The sequence below is a fragment of the Pedobacter westerhofensis genome, from assembly GCF_900182595.1.
Lineage (GTDB): Bacteria > Bacteroidota > Bacteroidia > Sphingobacteriales > Sphingobacteriaceae > Pedobacter > Pedobacter westerhofensis.
Map to the genome: position 1 here is coordinate 502,560 of NZ_FXTN01000004.1, position 17,438 is coordinate 519,997.

At 46.0% G+C, this 17,438-nt stretch carries 7 protein-coding genes; 6 read left to right on the forward strand and 1 reads right to left on the reverse strand.

The features are described from left to right. Positions 1-4: 4 nt before the first annotated feature. Positions 5-3,013 carry a SusC/RagA family TonB-linked outer membrane protein gene (locus tag FN831_RS10175; RefSeq protein ID WP_142528109.1) on the reverse strand — a complete coding sequence of 1,003 codons (3,009 nt, stop codon included), beginning with the start codon at positions 3,011-3,013 and terminating at the stop codon, positions 5-7. 202 nt (positions 3,014-3,215) lie between these two features. Here FN831_RS10175 and FN831_RS10180 point away from each other — a divergent pair, with 202 nt between their 5' ends. The 6 genes from FN831_RS10180 (at position 3,216) to FN831_RS10205 (ending at position 17,436) form a co-directional block, all read left to right on the forward strand. Continuing rightward, positions 3,216-7,214 (forward strand): hybrid sensor histidine kinase/response regulator transcription factor, encoded by a 3,999-nt coding sequence (locus FN831_RS10180; RefSeq protein ID WP_246101453.1) that lies wholly within the window; start codon positions 3,216-3,218, stop codon positions 7,212-7,214. A gap of 114 nt (positions 7,215-7,328) precedes the next feature. After that, positions 7,329-10,358, forward strand: coding sequence for a SusC/RagA family TonB-linked outer membrane protein (locus FN831_RS10185; protein WP_185960445.1), 3,030 nt, complete (start codon positions 7,329-7,331; stop codon positions 10,356-10,358). A gap of 12 nt (positions 10,359-10,370) precedes the next feature. After that, the gene (locus FN831_RS10190; RefSeq protein WP_142528111.1) at positions 10,371-12,116 is read left to right on the forward strand and encodes a RagB/SusD family nutrient uptake outer membrane protein; all 1,746 of its coding nucleotides are present in this window, start codon (positions 10,371-10,373) and stop codon (positions 12,114-12,116) included. 146 nt (positions 12,117-12,262) lie between these two features. Then, on the forward strand, positions 12,263-12,856 hold the full coding sequence (locus FN831_RS10195) for an RNA polymerase sigma factor (protein ID WP_142528112.1): 594 nt from the start codon (positions 12,263-12,265) through the stop codon (positions 12,854-12,856). 88 nt (positions 12,857-12,944) lie between these two features. Beyond that, positions 12,945-14,114, forward strand: coding sequence for a FecR family protein (locus FN831_RS10200; protein WP_142528113.1), 1,170 nt, complete (start codon positions 12,945-12,947; stop codon positions 14,112-14,114). Positions 14,115-14,130: 16 nt separating this feature from the next. Beyond that, positions 14,131-17,436 carry a SusC/RagA family TonB-linked outer membrane protein gene (locus FN831_RS10205; RefSeq protein ID WP_142528114.1) on the forward strand — a complete coding sequence of 1,102 codons (3,306 nt, stop codon included), beginning with the start codon at positions 14,131-14,133 and terminating at the stop codon, positions 17,434-17,436. The last annotated feature ends 2 nt before the right edge of the window (positions 17,437-17,438 follow it).

Consider the following 17,438-nt stretch of genomic DNA (forward strand, 5'->3'; position numbering starts at 1 on the left):
GTGATTAAAACCCAAACTGGACACCTAGTGAGACCGACTTTAGATTGGGGAAGGCACCAAAGTCGTAACCCTTCTCAAAAATACTGTTGTTACTAAATTCCGGGTCAAGTCCCGTGTATTTGGTAATGGTAATCAAATTTTGTCCGGAAAGGGTAATTTGCGCAGTGCTGAAGCCGATCTTATCCAGCATGTGGCGTGGTAGGCTGTACGTGAGGCCAATATATTTTAACCTGGCAAAGCTGCCATTCTCCAGCCATCTGTCTGTATCACCGCGTGAGTTGGTAGTACTGCCATAAAATGCCCTTGGCACAGTGGTATTGGGGTTATCAGGTGTCCAGGGTTGTACACCTGCCCGGTAATTGGAATTATCAGAGAAGTTATCAGTAACACTTCTCGGCCCGTTAAAAACTTTTGCACCGAATGAGCCAAACCAATCCATCGTTAGGGAAAAGCCTTTGTATGAAGCGCCAAGGTTTAAGCCAATCTCATAATCTGCCCATGGGCTGCCAGCTATTACCTTGTCGGCATTGGTAATCGTGCCGTCACCGTTGGTATCGCTGAAACGTATATCACCGGGTTTTGCATCAGGCTGGATGATTTTGCCTGCGCTGTTTTTATAGTTTGCCACTTCAGCTGCGTTCTGGAACAGGCCATCGGTTTGCAAGACATACCACATGCCAATAGGATCGCCCACCTGCGTAACGGTATTGCCTACAAACGTTCTGTTTTTGTTGTATCCAAGTGAGATTACTTTATTGTTAAGGGTAGTGAAGTTCAGCGCCGCATTATACTTAAATGCTTTGGTATTATTCTGATAGCTGGCGCTGAGCTCAAAGCCGTGGTTGCCTAAAGTTGCGCCGTTGACGAAAGGATTGCCGCCATCATTGCCGGTGGAAATCAGCAGCGGGTACTCGATCAGGACGTCTTTGGTTTTGGAGGTAAAATATTCTGCAGTTATACTCAGTTTATTTTGCAGAAAGGCGGCATCAAAACCATAATTCTGCTGTGTTACCTGTTCCCATTTTAAGTCGCTGTTTGCCAGTTTAACCTGTGTGGCGCCCTGCTGAACAGCCTGACTGCTGCCAAAAGGCACGGTAGAAAATGTATTGATGATGGCGATGTAATCATATGGGCCGATGTTACTGCTGCCCAGGGTACCATAATTAGCTCTCAGTTTCAGATCATCGATCCATGAAGAATGGAAAAACTCTTCCTTGCTGATCCGCCATGCAGCAGATACAGAAGGGAAGGTACCATACTTGTAACTGGGCCCAAACCGCGAGACCCCATCCGTTCTGATGACTCCGTTAACAAGATATTTGTCGTCATAATTGTATTCCACCCGTCCGAAATAGGACACCAGATTGGCCTGGGTGCGGTATCCCGCCGTCTGTGGCTCATTGCCCTGGTCCAGCACATCATAGTAACCTCCGGATGGATTGGCAAGAATATTCCGTTTGGTGCCGCTGATCCGCGCATATTTATCTTTCTGATACGACTGCCCCGCAATTGCGCTGATGCTGTGCTTTCCAAATTTTTCATTAAAGTTCAACGTATTCTCAATCAGGATCGTGCTGGACTCACCTCTGAATTCGTTGAGGATTGCGGGGTCATAAGCCTGGTTCAGCGTCCATGACCCTTCTTTTCTCAGATAAGTATAATGGTCCCTGCTGGTTTCGTACCCAAAACTCACACGGTACTTTAAGGATTTCAGCAGCTGAAGCTCCGAGTATAAATTACCCCTGATCCTCAGGTTTTCATTGGTACGGTCTTCAACTGAAGCAATGGCCAGTGGATTGGTCCCGAACGTACGTGCAGAATTTTCATTCCCATAACCAAAACCGCCGGGATTGGCAGCGTCGTACACGGGAATAGTAGGCAGCAGCCTTACCACGTCAAGCACCGGGTTGCCGGAGATCTCATCAGTTTTAGCATTGCTGACCGCCAGGTTTTCGCCAACGGTAAAGATTCCTTTGGTACTTTTGGTGTTTACCCTGAAATTGTACCTGTCAAAGCCGGTACTGATCACTGCGCCTTTGTTTTTAAAATATCCGGCAGATACAAAGTAAGTCCCGTCTTTGCTGCCGCCCGAAAAATCCATGTTATAGTCCTGCACAAGACCTGTCTGGTAAGCTACATCCTGCCAGTTCGTATTATTGCTGAGGTTTAGTTTTTGCCTGGGCACATTTGCATTATCATAGGCCATATAATTGATCCTGGCAAATTCATCAGTTTCTGCAAGATCATACCTCGGCATAGTTTGTACCGTAGTTTTTGCGGAGAAAGAAACCTGCATTGGTCCGGCCGAACCTTTCTTAGTAGTAATAATAATCACTCCATTTGCGGCCCTGGAACCATAAATAGCAGCTGCCGAGGCGTCTTTCAGGATCTGGATGCTTTCAATGTCTGCAGGATTAAAATCGCGGTTGGCCGTAGTGATCAAACCATCGATTACGTAGAGGGGATTGGTGCCCGAGAGATTTTTTAGCCCGCGGATCTGTATCTGTGCTTCAGATCCTGGCTGTCCGCCGCCTCTTACCTTAATCCCTGTAGCCAGTCCCTGTAAAGATTCTGCAACAGTAGTGGCTTGTCTTTTCTTCACATCGGCAACCTTTACTACAGAGACGGCACCGGTAAGATCGCTTTTGCGCTGCGTACCATAGCCAACAACTACAACCTCGCTGAGGTCGGCCGACTGGCTTTTTAAGTTGACATTGATCAGTGATTTACCGTTAACCGGTATTTCCTGTGCTGCATAGCCGATGTAAGTAAACACCAGGATATCGCTGGCGGGATTAGCCACGCTGATACTGAACGTACCGTCAGACCCGGTTACTGCAGAAATTTTTGTGCCCTTTACCTGAACACCTACACCGGCAAGTGTGCCTGTATTGTCTGTTATCGTTCCCGAAACTCTCGTTTGTGCGCTGAGTTTTGCGCTGAGTGAAAACAGAAGCGCCAGAATGATCAAACAGGGTTTCATACTCCGGCTCCAAAGTAATTTTCTTTTCATACTTATTAGAATTTAATATTTGGTTAGTCCAATAGCAGATTTACGCTACAATTGGTCGTCTAAATAATGAATAATGATTTGATCTATCAGATCAATTTTTGGTCTGATCGTCTCATTTTCTCTATTTTTAGTTCAAAAAAGGGCTTCACATTCTTTTCATGAACTATTTCTTTTAATTTTATATCACCAATATATAAGCCATTTGAAAAAGCTAGTACTGCTGTTCTGTATTCTGGTGGGCATGTCTCTCTTTAGCATGGGACAGTCTTACCACTTCAGGCATTATGAAGTAGAAAACGGATTGTCCTACAATTCTGTCATTTCCAGTCTGCAGGATAAAAAAGGTTTTTTGTGGTTCGGTACAAAAGATGGGCTAAACAGATTTGATGGCAGCACTTTTAAAATCTTCAGGAATGATCCAGACCAGCCGGGAAGCATAGGCAATAATTTTATACATTGTTTATTTGAAGACAGCAGGCAAAACCTATGGATCGGCACACGCAGAGGCATTTATCGCTATAATCCGCTCGTTGAAACTTTTACACTGATTCCCTATACAAACAATAAAGAAATCAGGGACCTGAAAGTAGACCCGGCAGGTAATATCTGGTATGTTGCGGGCACTACCTTGTTCAGGTGCGACAGCTCGGGCAATAAGCCAATCGTTTATGATCAGCGTGAACACAATCAGTCAACTTCTCTTGTATTGAGTTCAAAAGGAGAAGTTTGGGTGTCAACCATTGACGGGTATATTCAAAGGCTCGTACCGGGGAGCCGTAGGTTTGAAAGCTATAACGTTTTTGATCATTCTGAGCCGGCTATCTCATCCTGGATCGAAAAGATTTATGATATGGGACAAGGTATTATCCTGATCGGCACTTCCAATCAGGGCCTGAAAGCATTTGATACCAGCACATTGAAGTATAAGGATATCCTGACAAGAAACGCAGATCATACGGGCATTTACGCGCGCGACTTTGTGAAAAAGGATGATAATGAGTACTGGATCGGAACAGAATCCGGTGTTTTTATCTATGATATTAAAACGGGAAAGACAACCAATCTGCGTAATCAGATCAATGATCCCTATTCACTATCCGATAATTCTGTATATACATTAACGAGGGACAATGAAGGGGGCATATGGGCGGGTACTTATTTTGGCGGAGTAAATTACTATCCGAAGCAGCTGACAACGTTTAACAAGTTTTTTCCGCAGGGAATTGAAGGTAGCTTAAGCGGCTACGCGGTACGTGAAATCTGTGAAGATAAAAATGGTAACCTGTGGATCGGGACCGAAGACGGAGGGCTTAACCTTTTCAGCCCCGCAACGGGAAAATTTGAGCACTTTAAACCAAACGGGAGCAGGGCAAGTATTGCCCACACCAACATTCACGGCCTGCTGGCCCTGGGCAATGAGCTCTGGGTAGGCACTTTTGAACAGGGGCTGGATGTATTTGATATCAACACGCATAAGGTAATCAGGAGGTATTGTGCAGGGAGCGCCCCGAATCAGTTAAAAAGCAATTTTATTGAAAGCCTGCTCAAAACACGCTCGGGTGATATCCTGGTTGGCTCTGCGGTGGGGCTGTACAGGTATAACCCGGGCAGCGATGATTTTACCCTGCTCAATGAAGTGCCCGGAAACTATCATTATTCTGCACTGTTTGAAGACAAGAGCGGCACGGTATGGGCGGGCACACTGCGCGACGGCTTATATTTTTATAACCCTGTTACCAAAGTTTCCGGCGGCTTTAAGAATGATGAACATGATAAAAACAGCCTGATCAGCAATGATATCAATGCAGTTTACCAGGATAGCAGGAATAATATATGGGTGGCTACTGAAAACGGGCTTTGCCGGTTTGTTGCAGGAGAGCAGAATTTTGTGCGTTATACCATTAAGCAAGGTTTCCCAAGCAGTGTTTTCTATAGCATGCTGGAAGATGGGCAGCACAAATTGTGGATCAGTACCTCGCGGGGGCTGGTATGCTATGATGCTGTAAAAAATACGATCAGGACCTATACCAAATCGAACGGCATATTAAATAATCAGTTCAATTACAAGTCTGCATTCAGGGATAAAAAGGGATGGATGTATTTTGGCAGTGTACAGGGAATGATCAGTTTCAGGCCTGAATCGTTTATGCAGAACAGTTTTGTTCCGCCGGTATACATTACGGGATTCCAGATCAATAATGAGGAGCCTGGTATCGGCCAGAAAGGATCTCCTTTAAAACAATCTGTGAATTATACCAGGGAACTTACAATTGCTCATGACCAGTCTACCTTTAGTATCGATTTTGCTGCCCTTGGCTACACCGCACCACAAATGACAGAATACAGGTACAGGATGGAGGGGCTTGACAGGCACTGGACTTTTCTAAAGAAAAACAGAAAGGTTTATTTCACCAACCTGCAGCCGGGAACCTACATATTCAGGGTTGGGGCGGCAAACAACAGCGGCCAGTGGGACAATAACGAAACCAGTATCAGGATTATCATCAGGCCGCCATTCTGGAAAACGAATCTGGCATACGCGTTCTACCTGGTCATTTTTGTCATCGGGAATTTCTATTTTATCCGGGGGTATCACCGCTGGACAGAGCAGAAAAATACACGAAGGGCAGAGCGCTGGGAGGCACAAAAAGAAAAGGAACTGTACCAGGCCAAAATTGAGTTTTTTACCAATGTAACCCATGAAATCAGGACTCCCTTAACGCTGATCAGCGGCCCGCTGGACGAAGTGATCAGGAAATCTGACCAGCAGGGGGGAATTGACACGCATTTGATAACCATGAAGAAGAATACCGAGCGGCTGATTGCATTGACAGATCAGCTTCTCGATTTCCGCAAAGCAGAAGTGAAAGGTTTCAGCCTCAATTTTGTAGATGTAAATATCAGCGAGCTGTTAAAAGATAATTATGAAAGATACCATGCCGCAGCGCTTGCCAGAGGATTAAGGTTTAGTATAAATCTGCCGGAATTCCCCTTGCAGGCCTATGCCGATGTGGAAGGATTAAACAAGATCTTAAGCAATCTGATAGACAATGGATTAAAGTATGCCGGTCAGACATTACTGTTAAACCTTGATGGAAATGCAGAGTCCTTCACTATACAGGTAAAAAGTGATGGAATGGCTATTCCCGCCGCACTTCATCAAAAGATCTTTGAGCCCTTTTTCAGGATGAGGGAAGCGAAAGATGAAAGGGGCACCGGCATTGGGTTGCCGCTTGCACGTTCCCTGGCCGAACTGCATGAAGGCACATTAACCATATCTAACCAGGAAGGAGGCTGGAATGTGTTTACACTTAGCCTGCCGCTGCATCACGAAAGAGAATTTACGATCCACAGGCCCCCCGAAGAGGCTTTAATTGCAGCAGAGCCAGTGACTTCTGCAGACCGCGATTTACCGGTAATTCTTTTGGTGGAAGATCATGCAGAAATCCGGAAATTTATCAGTGAACAGCTGAGACCGGATTTTGTAGTCCTCGAAGCTGCAAACGGCCAGGAAGCATTACATATCCTGAACAAGAGCAGTGTTCACCTTGTGGTGAGCGACATCGCTATGCCGGTGATGGACGGCTTTCAGCTCTGCAAGACCATCAAGGACAATCTTGAATATACACATATCCCTATTATTTTGCTCACGGCCAGCAATTCCCTGCAATCCAGGATAGAAGGCCTGGAAATGGGCGCAGACGCTTATATGGAAAAACCATTTTCACCGGCGCATCTGCTCAAACAGATTACTAATCTGCTGGCAGGCCGTGATAAGATCAGGAATTTTTTCGCCCATTCACCATTGGTGCATATGAAGAGTATGGCCTACAATAAGGCTGATGAAGCATTTTTGGAAAAGGTTTCTGATTTTATCAATAAGCATATCAACGACAAACTGAGTGTAGACCAGCTCGCAGACCTGATGAACATGAGCCGGCCTACATTTTACCGTAAGATCAAAATGATCTCTGACTTGTCGCCGCTTGAACTGATCAGGATCAACCGTCTCAAGATGGCCGCGCAGCTGCTGAGCGAGGGTGTCTATACCATCCAGCAGATTGCGGCAATGACAGGGTTTGGTTCCCATACGCATTTTGGTAAAAGCTTTATCAGGCAATTTGGCATCTCGCCGCTCGAATATGTGCATCAGGAGAGAAAACAGCGGCAAATTGTTAACGATGATGATAAAATATCATAATTATTAGAAAATATATCAGAATAGGCAAATGCTTATGCAGGTAATTTTGTGTATTAACCAAATATGTATAAGTCCCCCCTAAATCCTGAATTTTTTAAACATGATTCGCCTGGTATGAAAAAATTCTATTTTCTAATTCTTTTTATCTTTTCAATAGTCCTGGCACAAGCACAATCCCGTATTTTAACAGGCAAGGTATTGGATTCAAGCAATAGTGATCCGCTGATCGGAGCAACGATCAGCCTGCAGGGTACTGCCGTCCGCCAGTTGACGGATGTTAATGGAAAATTCAGCCTGAATATACCAGAGGGGCAAAAAGCCACGCTTGTGGTTAAATATATTGGATACTCAGATCAGACCGTAACATTTACAGCGGCAGATCAGAATGTAACCATCAAACTTGCTGTGCAGCTGAATTCTCTGGACGATGTAGTTGTTGTAGGCTATGGTACAATTAAACGCAGGGACCTGACCGGATCTGTAGCCACGGTAAAGGCTTCGGACATCGTGAAAGCTCCCACGCATAATGCCCTTGAGGCTATACAAGGCCGCGCACCGGGTGTTGATATTACACGCAGTTCCGGCAATGCAGGTGCGGGTGTAAACATCCAGATACGCGGTACGCGGTCGATTCCGAATGCCTTAAACACGGCAGGTGGTATTAACCCCAATGCTCCGCTGCTGGTTATAGACGGTGTGCAGAACGGAGGCAGCATTAACAATATCAACCCTAATGATATTGAAAGTATTGAAGTGCTGCAGGATGCGGCTTCTACGGCGATCTATGGTTCGCAGGGCGCAAATGGTGTAATTATCGTCACTACGAAAAAAGGAATATCCGGGAAGGCCAAAATATCTTACAACGCTTACTATGGTATCAATGGCTTCACAAAATTTCCGCAGCCCCGCTTGGGAGATGATTATCTTACGCTTCGCCGTGAGTCTTACCGCGATGCAGCAACTGGCCTGATCCCTGCAGATAATGTGGTTTTTCCCAATGCCGGAGAGCTTGCGGCAGTGCAGGCCGGGCAGTTTGTGAACTGGCTGGACCTGGCTACACAAAATGGCCAGCAGCAAAGCCATACGGTTAGCGTACGCGGTGGCAACGAAAGCACCAAAGCTTTTTTCTCGGTAGGCTATTTCCGGGAAGAGAGCCAGCTGATCAACAATGATTATAAACGCTATAACTTTCGTTACAATATCGATCATCAGCTGAACAAGTGGTTTAAAACAGGTATCACGGGGCAGCTGGCCTTTAATAAAACCAATGCCCGACGCGATCCGATGTCAACTGCTTTAACGGCAATTCCGTTGGGCACGCCATTTAACCCGGATGGTTCCATCAACACTTTGCCTATTGCCGGTAATACCAGCACCATCAGTCCGATTACTGATCAGCGGCCGGGCGCTGCAGTAGATGAAACTACAGGCAATGAAATCAATGCCACCGGCTACGCAGAACTGTCACCAATAAAAGGAATTACCTTCCGCAGTAATCTGGGCACTGTGCTGGGCAACAGCCGCCGCGGGCAGTTCAATGACCCTTTTTCTCTCGCTCAGAATAATGTGCGGTATTCTGCAGCCTCCATTACCAACTCTACTTCACGTTATTACAACTGGGACAACATCCTTACCTATAACAAAGAGATACAGAAACACAGTTTTACAGTTACGGCAATATCAAGCTATATCCACAGCGAAGCTGAGGAAGCGTATGCTGCAGGGATAAAGCAGGTGCTTTCGTCACAGCTGTTCTATAACCTGGCCAGTACCGAATCCACCAGCCGCACCACCTCGTCAGGTTTTACGCGTTACGATCTGCTGGCTTATGCAGGGCGTTTTAACTATAGTTTTGATGGCAAATATCTGTTGCAGGGAACGATACGCTGGGATGGGGCATCAAGACTGGCAGCGGGACATAAATGGGACTCATTTCCCTCAATATCCGCGGGATGGGTCATCAGCCGCGAATCTTTCTTTAAAGACCTGAAGCAGATCGACAATCTGAAGCTGAGGGCGAGCTATGGGGTTAGCGGCAATTCAACGATCAAGCCATACGATACACAAAGTCTGTTAAATCCCACCAATATTGGATTCGGTGAAATTCCCGCACCTGCGTATACCTTTAACGGAAATATTGTTTCGCCGGATCTGGGCTGGGAAAAGTCGCGCACACTGGATATTGGTACCGATGTTACTGCCTTTAAAAACAGGATCACCTGGGCGATCGACTGGTACCTGACAAAAACATCAGATCTCCTGTACCCCCGCAGTTTGCCGCAATCATCGGGTCAGACTACAGTGTATCAAAACATAGCATCCACACAGAACAGGGGTATCAACACTACGCTGTCCACGGTAAATATCCAGACCAAAAACTTCAAATGGAGTACTATGGCTACCTTTTCTGCAAACAGTGAAAAGATCACCGGGCTTGTGGATGGCCGCAACCTGATCAATACCGAAGAAAACTCCTTGCTGATAGGATCGCAGGTGCAGTCATATTATGTGTATAAAAAGACCGGCATCTGGCAGCAATCGGATATGCCGATTACGACCACGCTAAATGGTGTCGCATTTAAACCTGGTGATATCAAGGTAGAAGATGTGAACGGAGATGGAAAGATAGACATTAACAACGACCGTGTGGTGGTTGGCCATCAGCAACCCAAATGGTATGGAGGATTACAAAATACGTTTATTTATAAGGGGTTTGACCTTAACATTTTTTTGATGGCGCGTTACGGTCAAACAGTAAAAGGGGAGTTCATTGGCCGCTACAATCCATCGGGCGGTGCCAACGGCCCTGCTAATTTTGACTACTGGACTGTCAACAATCCATCTAATGATTTTCCACGTCCCGGCCGTGGCACGCTGGGCGACCTGTATCCCAATACATATACTTCACTGCTCTATATTGACGGTTCTTTCCTGAAGCTCAAGAATGTATCATTGGGATATACTTTACCTAGGAGCATGACTGACAAATTAAAGATCAGCACGTTAAGATTTTATGCTACCGCCTCCAATTTGTTTACCTGGTCTAAAGACCCATTGTTAAAGGATTATGATCCTGAGCGGGGCGGTGCCGAATCGTCGCCGCTTAGCCGTCAGCTTGTTTTTGGTGTGAACCTTGACTTTTAAATATGAACGCATATGAAATATAACATATATCAACTTGCCAGCCTCGGTTTGATTGCATTCACTATGCTGTCATGCAACAAAAACCTGAACGAATATAATCCGGGAGGAGCCACCTCCGATGCGACATGGACAACGCCCGCAGGTTTTATTACCGCAGTAAACGGGGCTTATCAGGAGCAGCGGGCCTATTACGGTAAAGAGGACGGGACATTGGTGTCGGAAGGGGGAACGGATCTTTGGTTTACTGCCAATAAGATCAGTTTTGCCAACCAGGTTACTAAATATATTGGCTTAACACCTGCGTCGCCAAGTTCTGCAGGTACGATATGGCGTTTATTTTATCGCGCAATTAACCAATGCAATGCGGGGATCAACCGGATCGATGGTGCCGGTTTTACAGATCTGGCAGAAAAAAGCCGGAGGTTAGCTGAACTGCGCTTTTTACGTGCGTTTTATTACTGGCATATTGTGGAGCAGTTTGGCGGCGTAAACCTGCGCACCTCGGAAACACAGTCGGTTGAATTAACCGCAACGCGCAGTTCCGTAAGCGCAGTTTATGATCTGATTATTGCTGATCTCAAATATGCTGCAGACAACCTGCCAAATGCAACTTTCTGGGGCGCAGAATACAGCAGGGCATCAAAGAAATCAGCCCTGGGCATGTTAGCCCGGGCCTATCTGTCAAGAGCTTATTATGGAACCGGTCAGGACCGCACAGATTACCTTACACTGGCGCGTACTACGGCCAATGATGTGATCGCGCGCAAGGGCGAGCTGGGCACTGACCTGTGGGCGTCGGCGGCCGACTTATGGAACCCTGCCAATAACAGGAACAATAAAGAAGCGCTGTATATCATCAGCAATTCTACAAATACACAGCTGGATTATGATGTGAACGGAAACCGCCTGCATGCCTGGTACCTTACCACTTACAGTGGCAGGCCGGGCCTGGTCAGAAGCCTGGCCTATGGTTTTGACGGACAGAAACGCCTGCAGCCTACACGTTATCTGCTCAACTTATTTAACGAACAGGCAGATGGGCGCTACGCAGCATGTTTTCAGGAAACCTGGACGGCGAATACTTCGTTTACATGGACTGCCAGTACTGCGGCAACGTATGGAAAAGCAGCTTCTGTTGTCGGTACAGCTTTAACGCCCGGTACCAGCAGGGCGATGGAAATAACCAAACAGGTAGTGCCCGATAAAGCCAGCAGGCCATGGGTACTTTATGATATCAATGATCTCTACAATACGAATGGCACGATTAAATCGTTAACCGATTTTGTTCCGCTCAGGAAATTCCTGGATGCCAGCCGCACTGCTGTAGACGGACAACCGGGCTTTGCCGATATCATGGTGATCCGGCTGGCAGAAATGTACCTGATATCGGCCGAAGCCGAATTTCAGCTGGGGAATTATGCTGCCGCGGCCACACAGCTGAATGTGTTGCGTACCCGTGCGGCGATCAAAACACCCGTTGACCAGACTGCCGCCATGCAAACCACCGCGTCGGAAGTGCAGGCAGGGGGGATCAATTTTATTCTCGATGAGCGTGCCCGCGAGCTTTGCGGCGAGCATTTGCGCTGGTACGATTTAAAGCGCGTCTTCACCGGAGAGCAGTTTGTTAACCGCATTAAACTTGACAATCCTGATATTGTGGATGTACAACCTTTTCATCGTTTGCGCCCGGTACCACAGGTGGAACTGAATGCGCTAAGCAATGGTGCCGAATTTGGTCAGAACAGCGGTTATAATTAATTGTTTGAAAAGGAATTTCGTCCTTCTGCATGTCAATCGCAATAAATAATTATTATTGATCTGGAATTTAGTTATATTTAAACTTAAGACGCTCCATAGCCGCAATCTTAAACTTATACTTAACCAAATCCAGAACAGTAGTATTGATGTATGTGTATAAAATATGGCCGGATGAAAAGATCCTGATTTCCAGAATTGCCAAAGGAGATCATGAGGCATTTAAAATCATCTACGACCGCTTTGCAAAAAAAGTGTATTTGTTTGCCCTCCGCATTCTAAATTCCAATGTGCACGCGAACGAAGTGATGCAGGAAACGATGCTAACGTTATGGCAGATGGGCGAAGAGCTCAACAGCGTTGTTCATCTGGAACCTTATCTGAAGACCATCAGCAAAAACAAGTCGTTTAATGTACTCCGCCGCTTAAAGCTGGAGCTGAAAGCCGGAAATGAAAGAAGCAAAAACTGGCTGGAGGCACATAATGAAACCGAAGAACAGATCCTGTTGAGAGATACCCGTAAAGTTTTGCAGAAGGGAATAGCCCTGTTGCCCCTGCATCAGAAACTTGTTTATGAACTCTGTCATATCGAAGGCCTGAAATATGAGGAAGCGGCTAAAAAACTAAATTTGTCGCCTCATACTGTGCAAACCTATATGAAACATGCGCTACGGAACCTGAGAAGTTATGTACGTAAGCACACCGATATCGTAGTGCTGCTGATTATTTTTAAACTATTTTAATTTTCTATATCCCCTTTCTTTTTTTTCGCGTGTCTTCATTTAAAGGGCTTTAGTTTTTAAAGTCCTGCCAGAAATATACGCCCTAAAGATGGACCGGAACAAGATTATCTATTTATACCTCCGCTGCCGTAATCAGACAGCAACTGCCGCAGAACAGGAAGACTTCAGGCTGATGCTCGCAGATCCGAAAACAGAAGACGTTTTACATGACTTCTGGAACGCATATTGGCCGGAAGACCCATTTGATGATGCATATGTAGAAGTGGCACGTTACGAAGAAATTTTTGAGGAAATTTCGGCAAAACCGAAGCTCAGAAGAAGTATTCGCTGGCCGCAAATAGCAGCTGCAGCAATGGTGCTGCTAATGGCAGCTGCGGGATGGTTTTATACAAGGGAAAATATATGGAAAAAAACAACTGCTGAGGCCGTAGCCAAAAACGATATAGTTCCCGGGGGCAATAAAGCTTATCTGACTTTGGCAAACGGTAAGAAGATAACCCTTACAGATGCAGTGAATGGTACCCTCGCCAGTCAGTCAGGTGTACAGATTACCAAAGCGGCCGATGGAAAATTAGTATACACTGCACTGCCGCAAAAATCTGCTACCGCCGCATCAGCTCATAATACGATCGAAACCCCAAAGGGAGGGCAGTACCAGATCAGCCTGCCTGATGGCTCCAGGGTGTGGCTCAATACCGATTCCAGGCTCAGTTACCCGGTTTCTTTTGCGGCACAGCGGGAAAGAACAGTTGAGCTGAACGGAGAAGCATATTTTGAGGTGGCAAAAGACAAAGATCATCCCTTTCAGGTGAAAAGCGGAGGGCAGGTGATCAGGGTACTGGGCACGCATTTCAACATCAACAGTTACCAAGATGAGGAGGCCGTCAAAACTACCCTGCTGGAAGGAGCAGTGGAGGTTCTCCCGCTTTCAGGACAGCTTAAAAGTATGGTTCTTAAACCGGGCCAGCAATCGGTTTTAACTGCTGCTGCATTACAGGTAAAAACAGTTGAGGTAAATGACGTGGTAGACTGGAAAAACGGGGAGTTCATCTTTGACAATGAACCGTTGCCAGGTATAATGAGAAAAGTTGCCAGATGGTATAATATAGAGGTAGAATATCGCAACCCGCAATCCAGGCAGAATACGTTTACGGGATCGGTATCCAAATCTGATAAGATTGGAAGCATCCTGAAAATGCTGGAGAAAACCAGTAAACTCCGCTTCACTGTTGCCGGCAGCAAAATTATTGTAGACTAACCAAACGCATCTAAATATGAAATTAACTGCTCTTTATTTCTTCATGCTCATCATGACCGCGGGGCTGCTGCAGGTCAGCGCCTCCGGTTTTGCACAGCGGCTCACCTATGTCAAATCAGAAACCACGCTGAAACAGGTCTTTCAGGAGATCAAAAAACAAACCGGGTTTAAAGTATTGTACTCCAACAATGCGCTGGACGGGCGCCTGAAAATAAATGCTGATTTTAGAAATGCAGAATTAAAGAGCGTAATGGAAACGCTGCTGAAAAACCTGCCGCTTGTTTACGAAATCGAGGAGAAAAATATTCTTATCATCGAAAAGCACCCTCCGCAAACCCGGGTACGTACCGGTCTTAAAGATATTGATATCCAGGGAAAGATTACAGACCATTTGGGCAAACCTTTGCCGGGGGCTTCGGTAAATGTAAAGGGGACAGGGAAGGCTGTCAGCACAGATGAAAATGGCAGTTTTTCGCTTAAAAATGTAGATGAGCAGGCCATACTTGTTGTTTCTTTTATCGGATATGTACGAAAGGAAGTGCCGGTTAGGGGACAGCTAAATTTGAATATTGTACTTGCAGAAGACATTGGCCAGCTAAATGATGTAGTGGTTGTTGGTTATGATTCACGGAAACAAAGCGAGCTGACGAGCTCAGTAGCTGTCGTATCTTCGGAAAAGCTGAAGGATGTAACCAGTAATAATATCGGCACCATGCTGCAGGGCAAGGTGGCCGGTTTACAGGTTGTAAACAGCTCCGGAGCACCGGGTGCTGCTGCCGAAATCAGGCTGCGGGGCGTTTCATCCGTTAATGCCAACCAGAGCCCACTCTTTGTGGTAGACGGGATCATCGGCGGTAATTATGACCCCAACGACGTGGAAAGCGTAATTATTCTGAAAGACGCAGGAGCTACTGCTTTGTACGGTTCACAGGCAAACGCAGGGGTAATCATCGTTACTACAAAAAGGGCAAAACAAAACGAAACACGGTTTGAAGCTAAAGTATCTACAGGGCTCAGAACTGCGGATTTTGGTAAGATGAACCTGATGAACAGCAATGAACTCTACGATTATCAGAAAGAGTTCTACCGCGACTATATTGTGGGGGCTACGGATAACTCTTACAAGATCAACCTGCTGAAGTTCTATGCCGAGCGTCCGCTGTCACTGCGCAACCAGGATTACGACTGGTCAAAAGAATCTTTCAAAGCCGCCCCTGTATACAACTTCTACCTGTCAGCCACGGGCAAAACAGAGAAGAATGATTACTATGTAGGGGCGTCATACTATAAGGAGAAAGGAACTTTCATCCAGACCAATTTTGAGCGTGTTAACCTGCGCGGAAACTCAACTTATCACTTTTCAAAAAATCTTGATGTAACCAACAATATTAATCTCAGCGCTTCGCAGGGCAAAAGCTATGATTATATGGATATGTATTATTCATTCCTGAACATGCCCTGGGACAATCCTTATGATGCCAGCGGCAATCCGGTGTATGTAGACGGCAACTCTACTTTCAAATGGTGGTCCAGGGATAAAATCAACCCGATCAACACCGTACAAAACTCAAATCATGTTTATAAGGGATTTAATGTAAATTATGACCTGGGCGTTAACTACCGGATTGCTGACTGGCTCACATTTGCCAGTACAAACAGGGTCTCTGCGTCGTATGATAAAAGCAGTAATTATGTATCGCCGCTTGCTGCGGGTGCCTATCACGCTACGGGTTACCTGGATGAGCTGAGCATACTGAACTATGGTGTGATCAGCAATCAGCTGTTTAAATTTAACTTTAAATCGGGCGACCATAGTATCAGCGGTTTTGCAGGGGGAGCATTTGAAAGCAGCAGAAATGAATACTCCGGCGGCTCTGGCAAGGGTTTGCCTGAGGGCCTGAGTGTTCCGAATGTAGTGTCCAATAACCAGGCAATCTCTGGCGCAAACAGCAAATATATCTTACAGTCGCTTTTATCACAGGTGAATTATAATTATAAAAATAAGTACTTCCTGTCTGGTTCTTTCAGGTATGATGGTTCTTCTAACTTCGCCGCGAGCAGGCAGTACGGTGGATTCCCATCGGTGTCGGCAGCATGGTCTGCCAGCAACGAGGATTTTCTGGCTGATCATCCTGTGATCAGTAACCTGAAACTAAGAGCCAGCTATGGGATTACCGGTACCCAGGATATTGGTGCATCCCGTTACCTTGGGCTTTTCTCGCTCACTTCGCAGTACAATTCACTGGTAGGCGCGATACCCTTTCAATTGGGCAATCCCGATCTCAGCTGGGAAAGTAAGCACCAGCTGGATGCAGGGTTAGATATCAGTTTATTCAAAAGGTTAAATATAACCCTTGATGTGTACCGTAATGAAACCAAAAACTTATTGCTGCAGGTATCGCAGCCACTTTCCGTGGGTTTCGAAACCAAATGGGAGAATGCCGGCACAGTAACAAATAAAGGTATTGAGCTGGGCATTGGCTCCAGTAATATCACCTCCCGGAATTTTGAATGGAGCACTGATTTTACCATCAATTTTAATAACAACAAACTTTCGGGTTTCCCCTCGGATATTATCAAAACCGGCCCCTGGAGCATTTCACAGATCTACCGCAACGGTGGCAATCTTTTCGAATTTTACATGCCAAAATGGTTGGGCGTGGATGCGCAGACCGGCGCGCCTGTCTGGGAAAAAATCACCTACGATGCACAGGGCAAGGCAACAGGCAGCGTAAGAACTTCAGACTATGCGCAGGCTACCAATCAGGAAGTTGGTTCTGCATTGCCAAAATACCAGGGTGGGTTTAACAACAACTTCAGGTATAAAAACTTCAATTTAAGGATCAGTACTTACTTTAGCTATGGCAACAAAGTATTCAGCAATAACCTCAGGTTTATGATGAATGATGGCCATGAACCTTATTATAACCAGATCAGATTGCCTGATGATTCAAATATCTGGAGCGGGCCGGGAGATACACAGGCGACGGAGCCAAGCCCGCAGAACTCGGCCAACTCTACAGAAACTTCAACCCGTTACTTAAAAGACGGTGGTTATTTCACCATCAGGAACATTGCTTTTTCTTACACACTGCCGCAACAATGGGCAAAGGCGATTGACATGAGAACTGTAACTGTGGGGCTAACGGCCGATAATGTGGCCACGTTTACAAAGTTTCTGGGCCAGGACCCTCAAACTACAATTACACCGGGCACAACTACGACTTCAGTTTTACCGGGCACGTATTCAACCCCTGGAGTATCTGATTTTAAATATCCCAACAACCGGCAGTACCTGTTCACTCTCAACTTTAATTTTTAAGG